This window comes from Mesorhizobium comanense, from assembly GCF_005503535.1.
GTDB lineage: Bacteria > Pseudomonadota > Alphaproteobacteria > Rhizobiales > Rhizobiaceae > Mesorhizobium > Mesorhizobium comanense.
Window position 1 is genome coordinate 18,963 of record NZ_SCNN01000003.1, and the last position, 21,626, is coordinate 40,588.

The 21,626-nt window shown below is 65.8% G+C and carries 19 protein-coding genes; 11 read left to right on the top strand and 8 right to left on the bottom strand.

What is annotated here, in order from left to right; genetic code table 11:
* Positions 1–69 precede the first annotated feature (69 nt).
* Entirely contained in the window at positions 70–1,875 is a 1,806-nt protein-coding gene (gene lepA, locus FFS37_RS06680; RefSeq protein ID WP_137930159.1) for a translation elongation factor 4, read from the bottom strand.
* A gap of 208 nt (positions 1,876–2,083) precedes the next feature.
* Here lepA and FFS37_RS06685 point away from each other — a divergent pair, with 208 nt between their 5' ends.
* The 4 genes from FFS37_RS06685 (at position 2,084) to msrA (ending at position 5,670) form a co-directional block, all read left to right on the top strand.
* Entirely contained in the window at positions 2,084–3,142 is a 1,059-nt protein-coding gene (locus FFS37_RS06685; RefSeq protein WP_137930160.1) for a TadE/TadG family type IV pilus assembly protein, read from the top strand.
* Positions 3,143–3,506: 364 nt separating this feature from the next.
* Positions 3,507–4,205 carry a DUF1223 domain-containing protein gene (locus FFS37_RS06690; RefSeq protein ID WP_137930161.1) on the top strand — a complete coding sequence of 233 codons (699 nt, stop codon included), beginning with the start codon at positions 3,507–3,509 and terminating at the stop codon, positions 4,203–4,205.
* Positions 4,206–4,288: 83 nt separating this feature from the next.
* A complete protein-coding gene (locus FFS37_RS06695) occupies positions 4,289–4,546 on the top strand; it encodes a hypothetical protein (RefSeq protein ID WP_137930162.1) in 258 nt (85 codons plus the stop codon).
* A gap of 392 nt (positions 4,547–4,938) precedes the next feature.
* Complete coding sequence (msrA, locus tag FFS37_RS06705) at positions 4,939–5,670, top strand: peptide-methionine (S)-S-oxide reductase MsrA (RefSeq protein ID WP_137930163.1); 732 nt, start codon at positions 4,939–4,941, stop codon at positions 5,668–5,670.
* A 170-nt stretch (positions 5,671–5,840) separates the two neighbouring features.
* Here the strand turns inward: msrA and FFS37_RS06710 are convergent, their stop codons facing one another.
* Positions 5,841–6,113: a DUF4242 domain-containing protein gene (locus FFS37_RS06710; protein ID WP_137930164.1), complete on the bottom strand. Its 273-nt coding sequence runs from the start codon at positions 6,111–6,113 to the stop codon at positions 5,841–5,843.
* A gap of 232 nt (positions 6,114–6,345) precedes the next feature.
* On the opposite strand from FFS37_RS06710, the gene FFS37_RS06715 reads away from it, so the two are divergent.
* Positions 6,346–8,934 carry an ATP-binding protein gene (locus tag FFS37_RS06715; RefSeq protein WP_137930165.1) on the top strand — a complete coding sequence of 863 codons (2,589 nt, stop codon included), beginning with the start codon at positions 6,346–6,348 and terminating at the stop codon, positions 8,932–8,934.
* A 15-nt stretch (positions 8,935–8,949) separates the two neighbouring features.
* On the opposite strand, the gene FFS37_RS06720 is transcribed toward FFS37_RS06715, so the two are convergent.
* The 3 genes from FFS37_RS06720 to FFS37_RS06730 all read right to left on the bottom strand — a co-directional run bounded on the left by FFS37_RS06720 (position 8,950) and on the right by FFS37_RS06730 (position 12,038).
* Positions 8,950–9,954 (bottom strand): cytochrome d ubiquinol oxidase subunit II, encoded by a 1,005-nt coding sequence (locus FFS37_RS06720; RefSeq protein ID WP_137930166.1) that lies wholly within the window; start codon positions 9,952–9,954, stop codon positions 8,950–8,952.
* A 114-nt stretch (positions 9,955–10,068) separates the two neighbouring features.
* Positions 10,069–11,430: a cytochrome ubiquinol oxidase subunit I gene (locus tag FFS37_RS06725; RefSeq protein WP_137930167.1), complete on the bottom strand. Its 1,362-nt coding sequence runs from the start codon at positions 11,428–11,430 to the stop codon at positions 10,069–10,071.
* 119 nt (positions 11,431–11,549) lie between these two features.
* Positions 11,550–12,038, bottom strand: coding sequence for a MarR family winged helix-turn-helix transcriptional regulator (locus tag FFS37_RS06730; protein WP_137930168.1), 489 nt, complete (start codon positions 12,036–12,038; stop codon positions 11,550–11,552).
* Positions 12,039–12,098: 60 nt separating this feature from the next.
* Between FFS37_RS06730 and FFS37_RS06735 the strand changes: the two genes are divergently transcribed.
* The 3 genes from FFS37_RS06735 to FFS37_RS06745 all read left to right on the top strand — a co-directional run bounded on the left by FFS37_RS06735 (position 12,099) and on the right by FFS37_RS06745 (position 15,005).
* Positions 12,099–13,079, top strand: a complete 981-nt coding sequence (locus tag FFS37_RS06735) for a quinone oxidoreductase family protein (protein ID WP_137930169.1) — start codon at positions 12,099–12,101, stop codon at positions 13,077–13,079.
* 241 nt (positions 13,080–13,320) lie between these two features.
* Complete coding sequence (locus FFS37_RS06740; protein ID WP_137930170.1) at positions 13,321–14,247, top strand: ABC transporter ATP-binding protein; 927 nt, start codon at positions 13,321–13,323, stop codon at positions 14,245–14,247.
* Positions 14,244–15,005, top strand: a complete 762-nt coding sequence (locus FFS37_RS06745) for an ABC transporter permease (RefSeq protein ID WP_137930171.1) — start codon at positions 14,244–14,246, stop codon at positions 15,003–15,005. The genes FFS37_RS06740 and FFS37_RS06745 overlap by 4 nt, the downstream gene beginning before the upstream one ends.
* A 292-nt stretch (positions 15,006–15,297) precedes the next feature.
* Here the strand turns inward: FFS37_RS06745 and FFS37_RS06750 are convergent, their stop codons facing one another.
* Positions 15,298–16,335, bottom strand: a complete 1,038-nt coding sequence (locus tag FFS37_RS06750) for a phosphatidylglycerol lysyltransferase domain-containing protein (RefSeq protein ID WP_137930172.1) — start codon at positions 16,333–16,335, stop codon at positions 15,298–15,300.
* 424 nt (positions 16,336–16,759) lie between these two features.
* Between FFS37_RS06750 and FFS37_RS06755 the strand changes: the two genes are divergently transcribed.
* The 3 genes from FFS37_RS06755 (at position 16,760) to FFS37_RS06765 (ending at position 19,207) form a co-directional block, all read left to right on the top strand.
* Positions 16,760–17,947 carry a flavin-containing monooxygenase gene (locus FFS37_RS06755; protein ID WP_137930173.1) on the top strand — a complete coding sequence of 396 codons (1,188 nt, stop codon included), beginning with the start codon at positions 16,760–16,762 and terminating at the stop codon, positions 17,945–17,947.
* A 97-nt stretch (positions 17,948–18,044) separates the two neighbouring features.
* Positions 18,045–18,530, top strand: a complete 486-nt coding sequence (locus FFS37_RS06760) for a MarR family winged helix-turn-helix transcriptional regulator (RefSeq protein ID WP_137930174.1) — start codon at positions 18,045–18,047, stop codon at positions 18,528–18,530.
* Positions 18,527–19,207, top strand: a complete 681-nt coding sequence (locus FFS37_RS06765; RefSeq protein WP_137930175.1) for a GNAT family N-acetyltransferase — start codon at positions 18,527–18,529, stop codon at positions 19,205–19,207. Before FFS37_RS06760 ends, FFS37_RS06765 begins: the two co-directional genes overlap by 4 nt.
* A gap of 10 nt (positions 19,208–19,217) precedes the next feature.
* Here FFS37_RS06765 and FFS37_RS06770 read toward each other — a convergent pair whose 3' ends face one another.
* Together FFS37_RS06770 and FFS37_RS06775 are read right to left on the bottom strand one after the other, a co-directional pair.
* Entirely contained in the window at positions 19,218–19,442 is a 225-nt protein-coding gene (locus tag FFS37_RS06770; protein WP_137930176.1) for a hypothetical protein, read from the bottom strand.
* A gap of 132 nt (positions 19,443–19,574) precedes the next feature.
* Positions 19,575–21,578 carry a PhoX family protein gene (locus FFS37_RS06775; protein WP_137930177.1) on the bottom strand — a complete coding sequence of 668 codons (2,004 nt, stop codon included), beginning with the start codon at positions 21,576–21,578 and terminating at the stop codon, positions 19,575–19,577.
* Positions 21,579–21,626 lie beyond the last annotated feature (48 nt).

A 21,626-nucleotide genomic window follows, 5' to 3' on the forward strand; every position in this document is an offset into this window, starting at 1 on the left:
TGAACACAGTGTAATCATGTGTTGACTGTGACCTCAATGGCTAAGCTGTAGATCTGGTCGAGCGCCCCCTCAATCCCCCATCTTCAGCGCCTGGATAAACGCCTCCTGCGGGATATCCACCTTGCCGAACTGCCGCATCCGCTTCTTGCCTTCTTTCTGCTTGTCCAGCAGCTTGCGCTTGCGCGAGACGTCGCCGCCGTAGCACTTGGCCGTCACGTCCTTGCGGAGCGCCGAGATGGTTTCGCGGGCGATCACCTTGCCGCCGATGGCGGCCTGGATCGGGATCTTGAAGAGGTGGTGCGGGATCAGTTCCTTGAGCTTCTCGCACATCTGGCGGCCGCGCTTTTCCGCCGCCGTGCGGTGGACCAGCATGGAGAGCGCATCGACCGGCTCTTCATTGACCAGGATCGACATCTTCACCAGATCGCCCTCGCGGTAGTCGGTGAGGTGATAGTCGAAGGAGGCGTAGCCCTTGGAGATCGACTTCAGCCGGTCATAGAAGTCGAAGACGACTTCGTTGAGCGGCAGATCGTAGGTCAGCATGGCGCGTTTGCCGACATAGGAGAGGTCGGCCTGGATGCCGCGCCGGTCCTGGCAGAGCTTCAGGATGCCGCCGAGATAGTCGTCGGGCGTCAGGATCGTGGCGCGGATCCATGGCTCCTCGATGGCTGATATCTTCACCACGTCGGGCATGTCGGCCGGGTTGTGCAGTTCCTTCACCGAGCCGTCATTGAGCAGCAGCCGGTAGACGACGGAAGGTGCTGTGGCGATCAGGTCGAGGTTGAATTCGCGCTCCAGCCGCTCCTGGATGATTTCCAGATGCAGCAGGCCGAGGAAGCCGCAGCGATAGCCGAAGCCGAGCGCGGCGGATGTTTCCATCTCATAAGAGAAAGAAGCGTCGTTGAGGCGCAGCTTGCCGACGGCGGCGCGCAGATCCTCGAAATCGGCGGCATCGACCGGGAACAGGCCGCAGAACACGACAGGCTGCGCCGGCTTGAAGCCGGGCAGCGCCGTTTGCGTCGGGCGCTTGTCCTCGGTGATGGTGTCGCCGACGCGGGTGTCGGCCACTTCCTTGATCGAGCCGGTGAAGAAGCCGAACTCGCCGGGGCCGAGCTCGTCGACATTGATACGGGCAGGCGTGAACACGCCGGTGCGCTCGACCAGGTACTTGGCGCCGGTGCCCATCATGCGGATGGTCTGGCCCTTCTTCAGCACGCCGTCGATGATGCGCACCAGCACGATGACGCCGAGATAGGCATCGTACCAGCTGTCGACCAGCATCGCCTTCAGGGGCGCGGTCGCGTCGCCCTCGCGCGGCGGCGGCAGCTGGTTGACGATGGCCTCCAGCACGTCGGGAATGCCAAGGCCCGTCTTGGCCGAGATCAGCACGGCGTTGGAAGCGTCGATGCCGATCACCTCCTCGACCTGCTCGCGGATGCGCTCGGGCTCGGCGGCCGGCAGGTCGACCTTGTTCAGCACCACGACGATCTCGTGGTTGTTGTCGATGGCCTGGTAGACATTGGCCAGCGTCTGCGCCTCGACGCCTTGCGAGGCGTCGACCACCAGCAGCGAGCCCTCGCAGGCGGCGAGCGAACGCGAGACCTCGTAGCCGAAGTCGACATGTCCGGGCGTGTCGATCAGGTTGAGGATATAGTCCTCGCCATTGTTGGCGCGGTACTTCAGCCGCACCGTCTGCGCCTTGATGGTGATGCCGCGCTCGCGCTCGATGTCCATCGAGTCCAGCACCTGCTCCTTCATGTCGCGCGCCTCGAGCCCGCCGGTCAGCTGGATCAGGCGGTCGGCGAGCGTGGATTTGCCATGGTCGATATGGGCGACGATGGAAAAATTGCGGATGTGGTCGAGCGGCGTGGTCATGTCGCGCGCTTTAGCAGGGGCGGCCTGTTGCGGCAAGGCTTGGCGCCCAAGGGCCGCCTTGGCGATCACAAAGCGGTGAGAAGGGGCGAAAAGCCCGAAATACCGCGCCAGGGCGCAAGAATGCTTAAACTTTGAGCAATCACGTTAGACCTTGGTTTGCCGGCTGCGTGCTATCTGCGCAGTCGCTAATGTTTCCTGGGGGTAAAAAATGCTGAGAGTTGCACGCGGGTTTGCCCGTTCGCGCAGCGGCTCGATGATGCCGCTGTTCTTCCTGAGCCTGGTTCCGCTGATCACGGTGGTCGGCTTCTCGGTCGATTATACCAATGCGGTCGAGACGCGCTCCAACATGCAGGAGGCGCTGGACGCCGCCACGCTGGCGATCACCACGCTGCCGACCACGACGACGACGGTCGCGCGCCAGCAGGCGCTGCAGGACAATTTCGTCGCCAACAACGGCCAGGGCACCGCGACGCTGGTGAGCTTCTCCATCGCCGCCGACGGCACCTCCACCGCGCAGACCTCGGCGAGCTTCGCCATGCCGACCAATTTCATGCAGATCGCCCGCGTCAGCACCGTGCCGGTCGCCGTCAATTCGGGCGTCACCAAGGCGCCGGCCCTGGTGCAGGCCACCTTCAAGATCGACCAGGCCTCGGGCTGGTGGAACAAGACCATCTATCTCTACGGCACGCCGTTCACCACCTCCACGCCGCAGAAGCTGATGGAGATCGACTATGTCTATAACGGCTACGGCGATCCCAAGGGCTATGGCACCACCACAGCCTACACGGTCAGCGGCACCAGGCTGACGCAGGTGCAGCAGCAGGTGTGCTCGACCAGCACGGTGAGCAGCTTCGCCAACGCGCCGGCCGGATCGATCCAGCAGACCAGCGGCAACAGGAAATACCTGACCACCTGCGTCACCACGCCCGCCAACGGCACCGGCGCCGTCATCGACGTCAGCCAGATGGGCGGCCTGGCGCTGGAGATGGACGTTCCCTCGGGTTCGCCAACCGTCCTGAGGACCGACAATACGGCGACGTCGGACCGGCTATACTACGGACAATCCGTCTCGAGCGCCACCGAAGTCCCTGCCAACCAGCTCGTCGACATCTTCTCCATCGTGCCTTGCGGCCAGACCAGCTGGCAGGCCTGGGAAGACGGCGGCTCGCCCACCCCCGGCACCGCCGCCAACGCCGACTTCTCCTATTACGTCAGCGGCAAATGCGACTTCGACCAGCGTCCCTCGCTGACGGCGCTGACGCAGTGAAACAGCCGATCTCCCCCCTTGTGGGGGAGATGGCCGGCAGGCCAGAGGGGGGCGCTGTCCCGCCGGCTTTGCCGAAGTTCACCACAACAGCCCCTCATTGCTGGCTTGTTTTTCGCCGCCATCAAGGACGATGCGTGTCGAGAAGCATCTAGGAAGGCGCTTTATGGCGCCCCCCTCTGTCCTGCCGGACATCTCCCCCACTTGGGGGGAGATCGGACGTCAAGGCGACCTTCGCCAATCTCCGGCGTAGCAAGACGACCAGCCTCCAATCACAAACCGGTGAGCGCTGTAACGAAGCCCGTCGCGGCGGCGAAGTGGGGACATGACCGGCGCATCGCTGCGCCGTCCCTCACGGAGCAAGCCGATGCCGAGAGCCAGCAGATTCATCGCATTGTCGAGCCTGGGTGCCCTTGCGCTCGCCGCATCGCTCGGTGCGGCAGCCGCCCGGCCGCTTACCGTGGTCGAGCTGTTCACCAGCCAGGGCTGCTCGTCCTGCCCGCCGGCCAATGCCAATCTGATCAAGGTCAAGGACCAGCCCGGCGTGCTGGCGCTGTCCTTCAACGTCACCTACTGGGATTATCTCGGCTGGAAGGACACGTTCGGAAAGCCCGAATTCACCCAGCGCCAGGTCAGCTACGAGCCGCCGCTCGGCCATGACGGGCCGTTCACGCCGCAGGTGGTGGTCAATGGCCATGCCGATGTGGTCGGCGCCGCGCCTGGCGAGATCGAGCACCTGATCGCGGCGACGGCCAAGGCTACTGGCCCGTCGCTGTCGCTCGACGTGGGCAAGGTTTCGGTCGGCGCCGGCAGCGCGCCCGGCGGCAAGGCCGATGTCTGGCTGGTCCGCTATGCCAGGGGCGTCGTCCAGGTGCCGGTGGCGCGTGGCGAAAACACCGGCCGCACCTTGCCGCACGCCAATGTCGTGCATGCGCTGCAAAGGCTCGGCAGCTGGAACGGCGACGCCGCGGTCTACGCCTTGCCCGCCGCGTCCGGCGGCCTCAGCACCGCCATCCTCGTCCAGTCACCGGGCGGCGGCCCGATCCTCGCCGCGGCGACCGACTGATTTTTCTCTCTTCGCGCGGGGTCGCATGCAGCGGCAACGCATCACCCGGCCCGCTACCGCGCGCCAAACCCAAGGAGACTCTCATGACCAGATATCTGACCCTGCCGGCGCTCGCCTTCGGGCTTTCGGCCGCCATATTCGTCGCCGGCGCCCGCGCCGACGACACGGCCAATGCCATGAAGCCCGCCAACGCGATGGCGACCGACGCCATGAAGCCCGCGACGGATGCGATGAAGCCGGCGGATGCCATGAAGCCCGCGACCGACGCCATGAAGCCGGCGGATCCGATGGCCACCAATGCCATGAAGCCGGCAACGGACGCGATGAAACCGGCCAATTAGGTCTTCTGCGCCCAGCCCGTCCGCAATGGCCGCCCTCGGCGCTGCCCCTCACCTGCCTGCCGGCATCCTCTCCCCGTATGGTGACGGGGAGAGGGGTGCTCTCGCCGCTGGTTTCGCCAATCCTCGGCGTTGCAGGAAGAGCGCCGGCGTTGCAGCCAGCCCCTCTCGCCCCGGGGAGAGATGTCCGGCAGGACAGTGAGGGGCAGCGCCAACGGGAAGATTTCTGCCGGAGATGGAGAGCGATGCCTTCGCAAGAAAACCATGCTCAATGCCAAAACCTGGCCACGCGAATGTGAGGCGGCGGCGCAACTCCCGCGTCGCGCCGCCGTAACTGATCCAATAGACTGACCCCCGATTGCTGATCAAAGGGGCAAGCCACGAGGAGTGCAACCATGACCGATACCAGCATTGCCAGGCGTTCGACCGGCTTCATCAGGGGCGCGCTCGCCGCATTGGCCCTTGCCGCCGCCGGCGCCGCCTTCTGGATGACGCCGGCCGTTTCGGCCGAGGACGCGGTAAAGATCCCGCCGCCGGCGGTGGACGAAAAGGCGGCCGGCGGCAGCGAGAAGGCGATTTTCGCCGGCGGCTGCTTCTGGGGCGTGCAGGGCGTGTTCCAGCACGTCAAGGGCGTCACCAGGGCCGTTTCCGGCTATACCGGCGGCGCCAAGGACGATGCCGTCTACGAGACCGTCGGCACCGGCCGCACCGGCCACGCCGAATCCGTCGAGATCACCTATGATCCGTCGAAAGTGACCTACGGCCAGCTGCTGCAGGTGTATTTCTCGGTCGCCCACAATCCGACCCAGCTGAACTATCAGGGGCCGGACTCCGGCACCCAGTACCGTTCGACGGTCTTCGCCGAGAACGACGCCCAGAAGAAGATCGCGCAGGACTACATCGCCCAGCTCGACAAGGCCAAGCTGTTCGGCGCGCCGATCGTCACCACGATCGAGACCGGCAAGACCTTCTACCCGGCCGAGAACTATCATCAGGACTTCCTGACGCTGAACCCGACCTATCCCTACATCGTCTACAACGACCTGCCCAAGGTGGCGAACCTGAAGCAGCTGTTCCCGGCGCTGTACAGCGACAAGCCGGTGCTGGTACTGTCGGCGAGCAACTGATCAAGGGTTATCTCCCCCCTCAAGGGGGAGATGTCGCCAAAGGCGACAGAGGGGGTCGGTTCGACCGGACGCGATCCCCTTCAGCGGATGAAGGTCGGCGCTCCACGCGCGGCGACCCCTCTGGCCTGCCGGCCATCTCCCCCTCGAGGGGCGAGATCGCAGCACCGATGTCACTTGTAGAAATACGGGTCGAGGACGCGCACCTCGGTGATCTTGTCGACCGGCAGCGAATTCTTTTGCGCCGTGCTGCGGATCGCCTCGGGCGAGGGCGCGTCATAGATGCAGAAAGTCTGCTTCTTGTCGGGCGACACGAAGGACTGCACCCAGGTGACGCCTTTTTCGGCATTGCGCATGATGACGCCGCCGAGCGCGTCGGCGCCGGCATCGTTCATGGGAATGTGGAGGCCGTCCGGAAAAGTGCGTTCGACGAGATAACGGGGCATGGAGGATTTCCTTCTTTGCGTTGCGTCACGCTCTGTGCGAGCGCCGCCGCAATGGAAACCACGCCGGCCGGGACGCCGCATCGGAACCATTCCCCATATTTCCCGGCTTGTTTCCCCATATTGGCGCCGGAGCCACACTGCGGATACCGAAGCCGCCTAGGCTGACAGATGAACCGGGGGCTGGGCGGGTGGCGCACCGGATCATATCGGCCGGACAGTTCGGGCGGATGGGATGCTTCTGGAACGGCGGACGCAGCTGGAACAGCTGGACGGTCTCCTGGCGCAGGCCGCGCGCGGCCAAGGCCATGTCGCGGCGTTGCTCGGCGAGGCGGGCTCGGGCAAGACCGCGCTTGTCGAGGCCTTCATCGGCGCCGCCGGCGGGGGCGCGCGCGTGTTGCGCAGCGCCTGCGAGGATCTGTCGATCCCTGATCCGCTCGGGCCGCTCTACGACCTGGCAAGGGGCGCGCAGTGGCCGATGCCGCGCGCGCCCGAAGCGCGCCAGGGTCAGCGGCTGCCGCTGTTTTCCGACGCACTCGACGTCTTCGATGCGCGCGCGGGCGCGACGCTGCTGGTGATCGAGGACCTGCACTGGGCCGACGACGCGACGCTCGACTTCGTCCGCTTCCTCGGCCGGCGCATCGCCAACACCCATATCCTGCTGCTGCTGAGCGCCCGCACCGACGGCTCCGAAGGGCAGATGCGCGTGCGCCGGGCGCTCGGCGAAATCCCCTCGGCCAGTGTTGCCCGCATCGATGTGCCGCTGTTGAGCGAAACGGCGGTGCTGTCGCTCGCCCGCGCCGTGGGCCGCGATGGCGACGCCATCTACCGGGCGAGCGCCGGCAACGCCTTCTTCGTCGCCGAACTGCTCAGTGCTGAAGACGAAACCGCGCTGCCGGCCAGTGTGCGCGATGCCGTGGTCGCGCGGGCCGAACGGCTGTCGCCCGGCGCCCGCGCGATGCTCGACGCCGTCTCGGTGTTCCCAAGGCGCGCCGACGCCTGGGCCCTGACCGGGCTGTGCGGCATCGCCGCCGCCGGCCAGCTCGCGGAATGCGTCTCGAACGGGCTGCTCGACGATCTCGGCGATGCCTACGCCTTCCGCCACGAGATCGCGCGGCGCGCCATCGAGGAGATGCTGACCAGCAGCCACAGGCGGGAATTCAACCAGCGCGCGCTGTCGGCGCTCATCGAACGGGGCGACGTCGCCACGGCGCGGCTGGTGCACCACGCCGTCGAAGCGCACAACTGGCAAGCGGTGCGCGCGTTCGCGCCGGTCGCGGCGCGCGAGGCCTCCCGGGTCGGCGCCCATCGCGACGCCGCCGGCTATTGCGAGGTCGCGCTGCGCCGGGCCGACACCTTGCCGGTCGAGGAGCGGGCCGGGCTTTACGAACAATATGCGTTCGAATGCCACCTGATTGGCCGCGTCGAGGAGGCCATCGGCGCGCAGGAGCAGGCGCGCCTTCTCCATCATGCCATGGGAGACGTGCTGAAGGAGGGCGACAGCCTCAGGTGCCTGTCGCGCTTTTCCTATCTGATGGGCGACCGCCAGGCCGCCGACCTCTATGGCGCGCGGGCGGTGACGCTGCTCGAAACCGTCCCCGCCGGGCCCGAACTGGCCATGGCCTATTCCAATCTGTCGCAACTGGCGATGCTGGCGGAAAGGCTGGACGAGACCCTGGCGCTGGGCGCCAAGGCCATCAGGCTGGCCGAAGGGCTGGACCGGCAGGACATCGTCTGCCATGCGCTCAACAATGTCGGTGCCGCCGAGCAATCGCTCGACCTGGAAGGCGGCCGGACGCACCTGGCCCGCAGCCTGGAGATCGCGCTCGCGTGCAATTTTCAGGAGCACGCCGCGCGCGCCTTCACCAACAGTGCCTGCGGCGGCATGAACCGGCTGGATTATCGCCTGGCCCAGTCCTTCCTCGACCGCGGCATCGATTATTGCATCGAAAACGACCTGGCGACCTGGCGCGACTACATGCGCGGCGTGCGCGCGCAACTGCTGGTGCGGCACGGCCAATGGGAGGAGGCCGCGGCCGAGGCGGTCGAGGTTCTCGCCGGCAATCAGGCGACCGCGCTCGTGCGCTATCCGGCGCTGGTGGCGCTGTCGCGGCTGCGGGTGCGCCGCGGCGACCCGTCGGCCGAGCCGCTTCTGGCCGAGATGAAGCGTTTCCTTGAAAGGGGGACCGAACTGCAACGGCTGCTGCCCTATGCGGCGGTGATCGCCGAACAGGCCTGGCTCGGCGAAGCCGACAGGAACGAGGCGCTGCGGCTGATCGGTCTTGTCGAAGGCCTTTCGCCGACGCGGGCGGCCTTCGCCGAACTGGCCGGCTGGCGCCATCTGCTGTCGCCGGGCGCCGACCCCGGCGATACGTCGGGCATGGCCGACCCCTACCGGCTGCTGCTTGCCGGTGACTGGCGTGGCGCGGCGGCCGCCTGGGCGGATCTCGATTCGCCCTATGAACGCGCGCTGGCGCTCGCCCGGGGCGACGAGGCGGCGCAGCGCGAGGCGCTCGAAGTGCTCGAGGCGCTCGGCGCCCGGCCGGTCGCCAGCCATGTGCGCGACATCATGCGGCGAAACGGCGTCATCCGCATCGCGCGCGGCCCGCGCAGCACGACGCGCGCCAACAGTGCCGGCCTGACCCGGCGCCAGATGGAAGTGCTGCAGCTGATCGAGCGCGGCCTGTCCAACAAGCGCATCGCCGAGCACCTGGCCATTTCGCCCAAGACCGTCGACCATCACGTCTCGGCGGTGCTGGGCAAGCTCGACGCCGTTTCGCGCGGCGAGGCCACGGCGGCCGCGCGCGACAGCGGGCTGCTTTGAACTGGCCGCGGCCGGTCAATCGTAGGTGAGATCCGTCGCCTTGCCGCCGAACACGCGGTAGGCATAGAAGGAATAGAAGATGATGATCGGCAGCACCACCACCGTGCCGGCCAGGATGATGGCCAGGCTTTCGGTCGCCGATGCCGCCTGCCAGATCGTCAGCTTGTCGGGCACCACGAACGGATAGAACGACCAGGCGAGACCGGCGAAGCCGAGCACGAAAATGCCGGCCAGCGTCAGGAACGGCGTCAGTGCATGGCTGTCGTCGGGCCTGGGCAGATGGAAGGTTTGCCGCCACAGCCACAGGAACAAAAGCGCCGACAGCACCGGCAGCGGCGAGAGGTACAGCATCTCGGGCCAGACGAACCATTTGTCGAAGATGCGCGGGCTGGCGAAGGGCGTCGCCAGCGACACGGCGGCCATGCCGAGCGCGGTGAGCACCAGCGCGGTGCGCAGCCAGCGCACCGCCTTCTTCTGCAACTCGCCCTCGGTCTTGTAGATCACCCAGGCCGCGCCCATCGCTGCATAGGCCGCCGCCAGGCAGAGCGCGACCAGCGCGCCGAACGCCATGCCGCCGAGGCCGACATCGAGGCCGAGCACATAGACGCCCAGCATGTAGCCCTGCGCCAGCGACGCGATCAGCGAGCCGAGGAAGAAGATGCGGTTCCAGCGATGCTTCTTGCCCGCCGGCACCTTGGCGCGGAAATCGAAGGCGACGCCGCGCAGGATCAGCCCGACCAGCAGCACGAAGACCGGCAGGTAGAGCGCGGTGAGGATGACCCCGTGCGCCATCGGAAAGGCGACGAGCAGCAGCCCGACCGCCAGCACCAGCCAGGTCTCGTTGGCGTCCCAGAACGGGCCGATCGCCGCGATCATGGTGTCCTGCTCGGCGTCTTCGGCGGCCGCGAACAGGATGCCGATGCCGAGATCGAACCCGTCGAGGACGACATAGATCAGGATGGCCAGCCCCATCAGGCCGGCGAAGATGAGGGGGAGCGCGGTTGGCCAGTCGAAGGTCATCTTTCTTCCCCTGTTCGCCGGAGCCATTCTGGTCGCGATGTGCTCGGGTGGCATTCCATCGATGAGGCATTTGCCTCGGGCCTGCTGTCGAAGTCGGCGCTGGCGGTTGTCATTTCACGCCCCAGCCGCCGGCTGCGACATGGCTGTCTTCATGACCCCCGGCAGCGGCGAGGAATCGCCGTCCTTCGCCGCCTTCAGCGCCAGATGCACCAGCACGCCGAGATAGGCGATCAGCAAAAGCACGTAGAGGATGAGGTAGATGGCGAGCGTCAGCGCGACATGGCTGCCGGCCACCGGACCGACGGCGTCGGCGGTCTTCAGCACGCCGGTCACCAGCCAGGGCTGGCGGCCGATCTCGGTCGTGTACCAGCCGGCCAGCGTCGCCAGCCAGCCCGACAGCGCCATCGGCACCATCAGCATGGCGAGCGGCCTCGGCAACGCGTTGCGGCGCTTGAGGAAGAAGGCCGCCGACCACGAAACCGCCAGCATCAGCAGGCCGGTGCCGACCATGATGCGGAAACCCCAGAACACCGGGAAGACAGGCGGGTGGTTGCCGGGATAGTCGTTCAGTCCCGGCACGACGCCGCTCGCCGAATGGCGCAGGATGAGGCTGGCGCCGTCGGGAATGGCGATCTCGAACCTGTTTTCCTTGGCCGTCTCGTCGGGCAGCGCGAACAGCACCAGCGGCACGTTGGGCCCGGTGTTCCAGTTCGCCTCCATCGCCGCCACCTTCTGCGGCTGGTGTTCCAGCGTGTTCAGCCCGTGCTGGTCGCCGGCAAAGATCTGCACCGGAATGAGGATCGCTGCGGTGAAGACGCCGGTGCGTAGTGCTTTCCACATCGATTCCGACCGATCGCCGGCGAGATAACGCAGCGCCGACAGGCCCGCGATCAGGAAGGACACGGTGAGGCCGGAGGCCAGCAGCATGTGGACGAGGCGGTAGGGCATGGACGGGTTGAAGACGATAGCCCACCAGTCGACGGCATGCGCGACGCCGTCGCGCATCTCGAATCCGTCTGGCGTCTGCATCCAGGAATTGAGCGCGATGATCCAGAACGCCGACAGCGTGGTGCCGCCCGCCACCAGCACCGTCGCCAGCGTGTGGACGCGGTTGGAGACGCGGCGGAAACCGAACAGCATGATGCCGAGGAAGGCAGCCTCGAGGAAGAAGGCGGTCAGCACTTCATAGGCCAGCAACGGCCCGGCGATGTTGCCGACCTTTTCCATGTAGCCCGGCCAGTTGGTGCCGAACTGGAAGCTCATGGTGACGCCCGAGACAACGCCCATGGCAAAGGACAGCGCGAAGACCTTCACCCAGGTGAAGTAGGCGCGCATCCAGGCGGAATCGTTGGTCGCGTTGTAGCGCAGCTTGAAGAACAGCAGCACCCAGCCAAGTGCGATGGTGATGGTTGGAAACAGGATATGAAACGAGATATTCGCGCCGAACTGGATGCGAGACAATATCAGCGTGTCCATGGCGGGCTCCGGCTGCTGCCAATACTGCTGAACGATAGGCCCGAAGCCGGTTGAGGTCAAAGCGGCGTCCTGCCGCGAGGCCGAACGCCACAGGACAATTTTACCGCTGCATGCCGGGTTTAGGCGCTGGTCTCCGGCACATCGCCGAGCGCATCCGCGAACTTGCGCATCAGGCGCACCAGCTCCTCGATGTCGTGCGCCTCCCAGGTCTCGAAAATGGCGCGGCCGATTTTCTCGCGCGCTGCATCGACCAGGTCGGTCATCGCCTTGCCCTTCGGGCTGATCACGGCCTCGCGCACGCGGCGGTCGGCGGCGCTCGCCTCGCGTCGCACCAGGCCCAGGCTCTCCAGCTTGGCAACCTGACGGCTCACGGTCGTGTAGTCGCGCCCGACGCGGTCGGCCATCTCGACGACGCCGATCGGCCCGAAGCGCTCGATGCCGACGAGCAGGGGGAACAATGCCCGGTCGAGCGGAATGCCAGCCGCCTTGATCAGCAGCTCGTCGCGCTGTGGCCTGTTCATCTGCCCGACAATATCCAGAACGGCCGCGTGTATCTGGCGCAGTTGGTCCGAGATATGTGTAGTTTGCATATTTTTTGTTGACGGCATGCCGGGACTCCTTATATGTGCATTATACACATAGTCTGGAAACCGGAAAGGCAAACCAGCATGAAAGCAGCAATTGTCCCGGAGGCGGGCAGAACGCCCGTCTATGGCGATGTCCCCGAGCCGGCGGTCGGGCCGGGCGAGCAGCTCGTCCATGTCAGCGCGGCGGCGGTCAGCCATGTCGTGAAGAGCCGCGCCTCGGGCACGCACTACAGCTCGTCAGGCCGATTTCCGTTCGTCGTCGGGGTCGATGGCGTGGGCCGGCTTGAAAACGGCAGGCGGGTCTATTTCGTCGCGCCCGGAGGCAGCATGGCGGAGCGGGCGGCCGTGCCGTCGGCCTATTGCCTGCCATTACCAGATGAGCTGGATGACGTGACCGCGGCGGCGATCGCCAATCCAGGCATGTCGTCCTGGGCGGCCTATGTCGAACGGGCAAAACTCAAGGCCGGCGAGACCGTGCTGGTCAATGGCGCCGCCGGCTCGTCAGGTCGGCTTGCCGTGCAGATCGCCAGGCATCTCGGTGCCAGGAAGGTGATCGCGACCGCCCGCAATGTCGACGCGCTCAAAGAGGTCGCTGCGCTCGGCGCGGACATGACGGTGCCGCTTGTCGAGGACCAGGCGGCCCTCGAGGCCAGTTTGAAGAAGGAATTCGCGCAAGGCATCGATGTCGTCATCGACTATCTCTGGGGAAAAAGCGCCGAACGCCTGCTGGTCGCCGCGGCCAAGGCCGGGCCCGAGGCGGTGCCGATCCGCTTCGTCCAGATCGGCTCGATGAGCGGTTCCGACATCATGCTGTCCAGCGCCGTGCTGCGCTCGTCGGCCATCACTCTGATGGGCAGCGGCATCGGCAGCATCCCGATGGAACGCCTCGTCGCCTGCGTCGGCGCGCTGCTTGAGGCGGCGGTCCCGGCCGGATTTAAAATCGCGGCGAAGCCGGTTCCGCTCGCCGATGTCGAACGGGCATGGGCCGAGGACGACAGCGCCAGGCGCACCGTGTTCACGCTAGAGCCGGATGATTTCAGGTCAAGTCGACCTGAAATCTGAATCCGCCTCTAAATCAAAGAGGTAGAGCATGATGTCTGGACAAACTGTACTCATTTGTCCGGACATCATGCTCTACGCTGAGTGCGGATGCAGCCGGCCGCCGCTCGCCGCCCCCTGGCCGGGCGTATCGGTCGGGGCCCGAACGGCTGTCCAGAACTGTCAGCAGCACCGGCGCCTTGCGGTTGCATGAACCGCCATTCGGCCTATATGAGGTGACCTCTTTCAGGCAGCCGTTCAGTCCATGCCCTCCATCCTGTCCATTTCAGGGGTCTCCAAGACCTACGCCACCGGCTTCAAGGCGCTCAAGGAAGTCAATCTCGACATCCAGCGCGGCGAAATCTTCGCGCTGCTGGGGCCTAACGGCGCCGGCAAGACGACGCTGATCTCGATCATCTGCGGCATCGTCAACCGTTCGTCGGGCACCGTCACCGTCGACGGCCACGACATCAACAGGGACTACCGCGCCGCGCGCAGCCTGATCGGCCTGGTGCCGCAGGAACTGACCATCGACGCCTTCGAAACGGTCTGGGCGACCGTCAATTACAGCCGGGGCCTGTTCGGCAAGCCGGCCAACCCGGCCTTCGTCGAGAAGGTGCTGCGCGACCTCTCGCTCTGGGACAAGAAGGACGCCAAGGCGATCACGCTGTCGGGCGGCATGAAGCGCAGGCTGATGATCGCCAAGGCGCTCTCGCACGAGCCGCGCATCCTGTTCCTCGACGAGCCGACCGCGGGTGTCGACGTCGAGCTGCGCCAGGACATGTGGGCCATGGTGCGCCGGCTGCGCGAAGACGGCGTCACCATCATCCTCACCACCCACTATATCGAGGAAGCCGAGGAAATGGCCGACCGCGTCGGCGTCATCAACCGGGGCGAGATCATCCTGGTCGAGGAAAAGGCCGAACTGATGCGCAAGCTCGGCCGCAAGCAGATAAGGATCGAGCTGCGCGCGCCGCTGGCGAGCATCCCCGACGAGCTGGCGCGCTACGCTCTCGAACTGTCGGGCGACGGCACCGAGCTCACCTATACCTACGACAACCAGAGCGACCGGCCCGGCGTCGCCTCCCTGATCCGTGACCTCGAGGCATCGGGCATCCAGTTCCGCGATCTCGACACCAAGAACAGTTCGCTCGAAGAGATCTTCGTCAATCTTCTGAGGCAAGAACCATGAACCTGCGCGCCGTCTGGGCGATCTACCGGGTGGAGATGGCGCGTGCGTTCCGCACCGTGCTGCAGAGCATCATCTCGCCGGTCATCTCGACGTCGCTCTACTTCGTCGTCTTCGGCTCGGCCATCGGCTCGCGCATCACCGAGATCGACGGCATCAGCTATGGCGCCTTCATCGTGCCCGGACTGATCATGCTGTCGCTTTTGACGCAGTCGATCTCCAACGCGTCCTTCGCCATCTATTTCCCGAAATTCGTCGGCTCGATCTACGAGCTCCTGTCGGCGCCGGTGTCCTATCTGGAGATCGTCATCGCCTATGTCGGCGGCGCGGCGACCAAGTCGATCATCCTCGGCCTGATCATCCTGGCCACCGCTTCGCTGTTCGTGCCACTCCACATCGAACACCCGTTCTGGATGCTCGCTTTCCTGATCCTGACGGCGGTGACCTTCAGCCTGTTCGGCTTCATCATCGGCATCTGGGCAAGGAGTTTCGAGCAGCTGCAGCTGGTGCCGCTCCTGATCGTCACCCCGCTGACCTTCCTCGGCGGCAGCTTCTATTCGATCCACATGCTGCCCGGCATCTGGAAGACGATCACCCTGTTCAACCCGGTGGTCTACCTGATCAGCGGCTTCCGCTGGAGCTTCTACGGCAAGGCCGACGTGTCGGTCGCCGTCAGCCTGGGCATGACGCTGGTGTTCCTGGCCACCTGCATCGCCATCGTCGCCTGGATCTTCCGGACGGGATACAGGCTGCGGAACTGACGCTGCGTCGCCAAACCTGGCTATGCATTGGCTTGTGCCGCGCTGGTCGACCCCCACTCCGTCGAGCTTCGCTCGACACCTCTCCCCCGATCGACGGGGGAGAGGAAAGGCGCCAGGCATTTTGCGCTCGACGCTTATCCAGCAAGGCTCCCTTCCTTTCCCTCCGGAGGGGGGAAAGGTGGCGCTGCGAAGCAGCGACGGATTGGGGGAACCACCTGGCAATCAAGCCTTCGGCTGACCGTCACGCCAATCACACAAGATGTGCATGGCGTAGAGGAAGGAGCCAAGAACCTCAAATCGCCTTGATCAGCCGCAGCAGGCCCAGCATCTCGATAAAGGTCCCCTTGCGAAAGGCGATATAGACCGGTTCTTCCTCGCCGTGGAAGCGGCGCTTGAAGGCTGCCTGGCCCTGCACGTTGAACCGGCGGCGGTTGACCCAGGGCGAGGAGTAGGCGCGCTGGAATGTGTTGCGCCAGAAATCGCTTTCGGCAAATCCGCTCGGGATCACGTCGACCAGCGGCGACAGGCCGAGCGTGACCACCGAAACGCCTTCCTCGCGGAAACGGTCCACCGCGTATTTCGTCAGGCCGATCTCCGCATGCGGCGATGCGTCGAGATGCTTGCGCTTGAAGGCGGTGGTGTAGCCTATCACCTTGCCGTCGCGGAACATCGGGTCGAAGTCGAGCAGCGCGATCAGCTCGCCGTCAGGGCCATGCAGCACGAACCGGCGCATGTCGGTGCCGAGCTGGTCGTTGAAGGGGCGGTTGAGGAAGCCCATCTCCCAGCGCTTGACGATGCGGTCGCCGCGCCAGTTTTCCGACAACCGCTTGATCTCGTCGAGGAAAATCGTGCGCCTGTCCTCGTCGAAGGAGAACCCTTTCTTGAGCAGCCAGCGTTCGGAATAGCGCACGGTCTCGTTGCGCTTTCCGGAGAAATCGTGCGCGGGCAGCGCCAGACGCGTGTCGATCCCCAGCCGGTTGACCTTGTAGCCGAGTTCGGCCAGCACGCGCGCCGTCTCTTCGCCGACCTGCACGAACCACGGATCGCCGGCGGCCTCGACGAAACGCCTGATGTAGTCCGGCCGCTCGGCATGAGCCGCCACCGGATCGCCGAGCGCGAAATGGTGCTTCATCTTGGTGCCGAAGGCGATGTAGCCGGCGGCGTCGCCGAAATAGGACAGCTTGCCCTGAACGGCGCTGGAATAGGCAAGCGAGAAGTCGCCATGGCGGCGCACCAGCGCCAGCCGCTCGACATGGGTCAGCGCCAGGCGCTCGACCTTGGGCGAGACACCCTCGAGGATTTTGTCGAAATAGATCCGCAGGGAGGGCATGGTCCGGATTCCGCGTGCATCTGCGGCGCTGCGTATCCATTGGCACGCTTACTCGCCGGGGCGCCTTGATTTCACGCGGGAGGCCCGAAAATCGATTCTGGGCTTCGGACCACCGCGCAACTGAGAAAAGACCCGCCAGCCCCCGGACCTCGAATCAATCACATTGCCGCGACCTATTATCGCCGATGCCGCGCATATGCCATATAGGGGTCGATGGTTTCGGACAGAAGCGGGGCAGCCGCTCCCTGTCGTTGTTTTGGCCGCATTTGCGCGATTTAAGCTGTCCGGCACGGCGATGAAGCGCTCCGGATTGAACCACGGCCAGGCGCGAGCCCTCGAAAACCGGCGCCGCTCCGCGCTATGAGGCTGCGTGCGATCAAACGGTTACGGCGCGCCGCGATGGTCGAATGGGATTTGAGAGTGAATGGCTGATACGACAATCCAACCGATGGCGGACCAGGCGGTGGCGGTCGAGCCGGCGATCGTCATCGGCGCCGGCGCCGCCGGACTGGCCGTGGCGCGGGCCTTGATGAAGGCCGGCGTACCGGTGGCGATCCTCGAAAAGGAGAGCCGGCTGGCCGAGCCCTGGCACCGCCGGCACCAGCAGTTGCATCTCAACACCCATCGCGACCTCTCGGCGCTGCCCGGCCTTGCCTATCCCCGGGACACACCGGCCTTTCCGCACCGCAACGTCGTCATCCGCCACATGAACGATTTCAGGGAGACCAACCGGCTGCCGGTCGAGTTCGGCGTTGCCGTCGAGACCATCGTCTTCAGGGGCGATCACTGGGCGGTGCGGACCAGCGCCGGCTCACGCCTGGCGCGCCATGTCATTGTCGCCACCGGCCGCGACAAGGAGCCCTTCGTGCCGCGCTGGAAGGGCATGCAGGCCTTTCCCGGCCAGATCATCCATTCGGCCGATTTCGGCGAGGCCGCGGCCTATGCCGGCAGGAAGGTGCTGGTCGTCGGCGCGGGCAATTCCGGCTTCGACGCTCTCAACCATCTGGCCGCGGTGGATACGGCGGCTCTCTGGCTGTCGGCGCGCAGCGGCCCCGCGATTCTGCCCAAGCGCATAGGCAAGATCGCGGTGCATCGGCTCTCTCCGCTCATGGCGCGCCTGCCGCTGCGCGTCGCGGATGCGGCGATCGCGATGACGCAACGCCTGGTTTTCGGCGACCTGACCAGGTTCGGCATGCCGCCGGCACCGGCCGGAGGCGCCAGCCGCCTGACCTCGGACTACACCGCGATCGCCGCCGACGACGGCGCCGTCGCGGCCATCAAATCCGGCAGGATCGGGATTGTTCCGGCCATACGGGAATTCACCCGCGACGGTGCGGTCCTTGCCGACGGCCGCCTGATCGGTCCCGATATCGTCATCGCCGCGACCGGCTACCGAACCGGGCTGGAGCACATGGTCGGCAATCTCGGCGTCCTCGACGAAAAGGGCGTCCCGCTCTTCAATGGCGGCGAGGGCGACCCGAAACTGCCCGGCCTCTGGTTCACCGGCATGCGGCCGAGCATCCGCGGTTGCTTCGCCAATGCCGGCATCCTGGCCAGTGCGATCGCCAGGCGTATTGCCGGGTCTTCCAGCCTGTCGGGACCATCAGGCTGACTTCGGCGTAAATGCCGGCGATCCTGGAAGCCAGCAGGCTTGACTATTTGCTGCCATGTTATATAACATGTTATGGTTTAAGCCTGATGGACTGGATATGGAAGACATCCTGCGATCCCTTGGTCACCTGTGCCTCGGCAGCCGCCTGAAGCGGCTTGGCGAGCAGTTGCAGGCTGACACGCAGCGCCTGCTCGATGGCCTGGAAACACGTGTCCTGTCGAGCCAGTACCCCCTGCTGGCCGCGCTCGACAGGCTGGGCCCCTTGCCGGTCGGTGAACTGGCGCAATCCCTCGGAGTCAGCCAACCGGGCGTCACGCGAAGCGTGTCGTTGCTGGGCGATCTTGGCCTTGTCGAGGTGAACCCGTCGCAGGACGACCAGCGCCGCCGGCTGGTCTCGCTGACCGGGAGCGGCCGGCAGCTGGTCGATGCCGCCAGCCGCGAGGTCTGGCCCCGCATCGAGAACGCCGTCGCGGAGCTGTGCTCCGGCCTTTCGGGACCGTTGCTCGGGCAGTTGGCCGCCATCGAGGACCGCCTGGCGCAGGCCCCGCTCGATCGCCGTGTCGAAAGGGGCGCCGTTCAATGAAGCATGTGCTCGACCGTCCCGTGTGGAGCGCGCTGGACACGCGGCACAGGGCTCTGGCGCGGGGCGGCGATCATGCCAGGCGCTATCCCGCCTCGATCGTCCCGTTCGCCTCCACCGCCGAGGACGACGCCGAAAGCCTGCGGGCGCTCGCCGAACTGGTCGCGCCGGGCGAAAGCGTGATCATGGCGCAGGCGGACACCATCGTCCTGCCGGCCGGCCTCACGGCGAGCTCGACCGCCGCCGCCGTCCAGATGATCGCCGAGGCGCCATTGCCGGTCGTATCGGACGGGCGCGTGGAACGCCTGACGCAGGATGATGCGGAAGCCATGCTGGCGCTCGCCCTGCTCACCAGGCCCGGCCCCTTTTCTCTCAAGGCGCAGAGCCTCGGCGACTTCTGGGGTGTGAAGATTGACGGCAGGCTGGCGGCGATGGCCGGTGAGCGCATGAAGCAGCCCGGCTACAGCGAGCTCAGTGGCGTGTGCTCGCATCCCGACTTCCGCGGGGCCGGTCTCGGTCGGCTTCTGTCGGTGTTCGTCGCCAACCGGATCTTCGAGCGCGGCGATATTCCCTACCTGCACGCCTATGCCGCGAACTCAACCGCGATCGGGCTGTACGAATCCATCGGATTCAGGCTGAGAAGCAGGATGAACATCGCCGTCGTTCAGCGAGGTTCATAGGCGGATCGCATTACGCCGACTTCGGCTCCAGCCGCCTGAAGCCGACGGCTTCCATCAGCATGTCCTCGTCGACCATGCCGGCATTGTGGAGCGCCAGAAGCGTCAGTGCGATCTCGCGCGCCTCGGCCGATTCCGGATGGGCCTCGCGCCGGCGGCAGGCCTCGTCGAACACGCGCTGCAAGGTGGCCACTTCGGCGGGCTTCAGCAGCCCACGGTCATAGATGGACTTCGGCATGGCGTTCTCCTGAAGGAGAAATTTAGGGCGCTATCCTGAATTGCCAATCTTTCCCGAGGCTTGAGTGGTTTCGAACGGAAGGCGGGGGTTCGGTTGGCCAAACCCCCGCCTTATCGTGACCATGCGTTGGCGTCAGACCGCGATCTTGCCGCCGCCCTGCCTGGTGATCGCCACTACCGCCGGCCGCACCGGCATGTCGGGCTTGAAATCGGGCCAGCGGGTCGACGGATCCTCGTAATAGGAAGGCCGGCCGAAACCGTCCCAGTCCTCGCCGCCATCACCCGGATGCTGGACGGCGACGAAGGCGGTCTGGTCGTCGGGCGCGAACAGCGGGCCGCACATCTCGGCGCCGATCGGCACGCGGAAGAACAGCTTTGACGTCGCCCGCGCCGCGCCTTCGGTGTCGACGGCCCACAGGCCGTCCGTGCGGCCGGTGGCCTTCGGGCCCTGGCCGTCGGTCGCGACCCACAGCCGGCCGGCCGAATCGACCGCGCAATTGTCGGGCATGCCGAACCAGCCATTGGCGGTCGTCGCGGTCGAGAAGGTGGCGCCGACATCGGCAACCGACGGGTCGCCGCATTTCAGCAGCACTTCCCACTTGCCCTTGGTGGCGGTGAAGTCGCCATCGTTCTCGGCGATCTCGATGATGTGGCCGAAGGCATTGTTGGCGCGCGGATTGGCGGCGTCGACCTGGTCGGCCTTGCGCTTGGAATTGTTGGTCAGCATCACATAGACCTTGCCGTTGACGCCGTTGGGCTGGATGTCCTCGGGGCGGTCCATCTTGGTGGCGCCGAGCAGGTCGGCGGCGCGGCGCGTCTCGATCAGCACGTCGGCCTGGTCGGCAAAGCCGTTTTCGGCCGTCAGCGGACCCTGGCCGAAGACGATCGGCAGCCATTCGACCGTGCCGTCCTCGGCGAATTTGGCGACATGAAGCGTGCCGTCGTCGAGCAGGTCCTTGTTGGCGGCGTGGTCGTTGGCGTTGAACGTGCCCTTGGTGACGAATTTGTAGACATAGTCGAAGCGCTCGTCGTCGCCGAGGTAGAAGACGACGCGGCCGTCCTTGGCGACGATCGATTCGGCGCCTTCATGCTTGAAGCGGCCCATGGCGGTGCGCTTCCTCGGCACCGAGTTCGGATCATTGACGTCGACCTCGACGATCCAGCCGAAACGGTTGGGCTCGTTCGGTTCCTTGGCCAGGTTGAAGCGGTCGTAATGCGCGCCCCATTCATAGGCGCCTTCCGGGATGCCGAGCCGCTTGTAGTTGGCGGCCTCCTTGTGGCCCTCCGGCAGTTCGCCCGAGAAGTAACCGTGGATGTTCTCCTCGGCCATGACATAGGTGCCCCAGGGCGTGACGCCGCCGGCGCAGTTGTTGACCGTGCCGAAGACCTTCGTGCCCGACGGATCGGCGTTGGTCTTGACGCGGTCATGGCCGGCGACCGGGCCCGACAGCGCCATTTCGGTGTTGGAGGTGATGCGGCGGTTCAGCTTGCCGTCGCGCACGACCTGCCATTTGCCGCCATCCTTGCGGATCTCGACGATGGTGCCGCCATGCGCGGACATCTCGACATCGACCTGCTCCTTGCTGAGCGGCGCGACTTCCGCCGCCTTCTTGCCGTCCTTCTCGACGATCTTGACGATGCCGGGGAACATCAGGTGCGGGTTGGTGTATTCGTGGTTGACGACGAGCAGGCCGTGCTCGGCCGAGCCGTCGATCGGGATATAGCCGACATAGTCGTTGTTGTAGCCGAACTGTTTGGCTTGCGCCTCGGCCGACTGCTTGGTCGGGTCGAATTCCGGCGAATCGGCGAACAGCGGATCGCCCCAGCGCAGCAGCACGTCGGCATCATAGCCCGGCGCGACATGATGCTTGTCGTCGATGCCGGCCTCGAGCTCGTCGAACTTGAAGGCCGAGCCTTCGGCGGCGCGGGCATCGCCGGCGGCGACCAGCGCCAGCGGGCTGACGGTGGCCGCGATCGCCGCGACGGCGAGCGAGCCGGTCAGGAAGCCCCGGCGCGAAAAGCGCGCGGCGATGATCTCGCCCATGGTCCGGTTGTCGGAGGGGTTGATGGCCGGTCCGTCGTTTTCCTCGAGCAGGCTTGTGCGGAATCGGGCGTCGGGGGAGCGGTGTTCGGTCATCGGGGCCTCTGGCTTTGGAGTGGCTGGAGCTTGGGTACCTGTTCGACC

Coding starts and splice junctions, on each gene's coding strand:
- FFS37_RS06755 (WP_137930173.1), top strand. CDS start 16,760: ATGGCTGATACGACAATCCAACCGATGGCGGACCAGGCGGTGGCGGTC.
- FFS37_RS06730 (WP_137930168.1), bottom strand. CDS start 12,038: ATGCCGTCAACAAAAAATATGCAAACTACACATATCTCGGACCAACTG.
- FFS37_RS06760 (WP_137930174.1), top strand. CDS start 18,045: ATGGAAGACATCCTGCGATCCCTTGGTCACCTGTGCCTCGGCAGCCGC.
- msrA (WP_137930163.1), top strand. CDS start 4,939: ATGACCGATACCAGCATTGCCAGGCGTTCGACCGGCTTCATCAGGGGC.
- FFS37_RS06770 (WP_137930176.1), bottom strand. CDS start 19,442: ATGCCGAAGTCCATCTATGACCGTGGGCTGCTGAAGCCCGCCGAAGTG.
- FFS37_RS06725 (WP_137930167.1), bottom strand. CDS start 11,430: ATGGACACGCTGATATTGTCTCGCATCCAGTTCGGCGCGAATATCTCG.
- FFS37_RS06745 (WP_137930171.1), top strand. CDS start 14,244: ATGAACCTGCGCGCCGTCTGGGCGATCTACCGGGTGGAGATGGCGCGT.
- FFS37_RS06720 (WP_137930166.1), bottom strand. CDS start 9,954: ATGACCTTCGACTGGCCAACCGCGCTCCCCCTCATCTTCGCCGGCCTG.
- FFS37_RS06710 (WP_137930164.1), bottom strand. CDS start 6,113: ATGCCCCGTTATCTCGTCGAACGCACTTTTCCGGACGGCCTCCACATT.
- lepA (WP_137930159.1), bottom strand. CDS start 1,875: ATGACCACGCCGCTCGACCACATCCGCAATTTTTCCATCGTCGCCCAT.
- FFS37_RS06740 (WP_137930170.1), top strand. CDS start 13,321: ATGCCCTCCATCCTGTCCATTTCAGGGGTCTCCAAGACCTACGCCACC.
- FFS37_RS06690 (WP_137930161.1), top strand. CDS start 3,507: ATGCCGAGAGCCAGCAGATTCATCGCATTGTCGAGCCTGGGTGCCCTT.
- FFS37_RS06765 (WP_137930175.1), top strand. CDS start 18,527: ATGAAGCATGTGCTCGACCGTCCCGTGTGGAGCGCGCTGGACACGCGG.
- FFS37_RS06775 (WP_137930177.1), bottom strand. CDS start 21,578: ATGACCGAACACCGCTCCCCCGACGCCCGATTCCGCACAAGCCTGCTC.
- FFS37_RS06750 (WP_137930172.1), bottom strand. CDS start 16,335: ATGCCCTCCCTGCGGATCTATTTCGACAAAATCCTCGAGGGTGTCTCG.
- FFS37_RS06695 (WP_137930162.1), top strand. CDS start 4,289: ATGACCAGATATCTGACCCTGCCGGCGCTCGCCTTCGGGCTTTCGGCC.
- FFS37_RS06735 (WP_137930169.1), top strand. CDS start 12,099: ATGAAAGCAGCAATTGTCCCGGAGGCGGGCAGAACGCCCGTCTATGGC.
- FFS37_RS06715 (WP_137930165.1), top strand. CDS start 6,346: ATGCTTCTGGAACGGCGGACGCAGCTGGAACAGCTGGACGGTCTCCTG.
- FFS37_RS06685 (WP_137930160.1), top strand. CDS start 2,084: ATGCTGAGAGTTGCACGCGGGTTTGCCCGTTCGCGCAGCGGCTCGATG.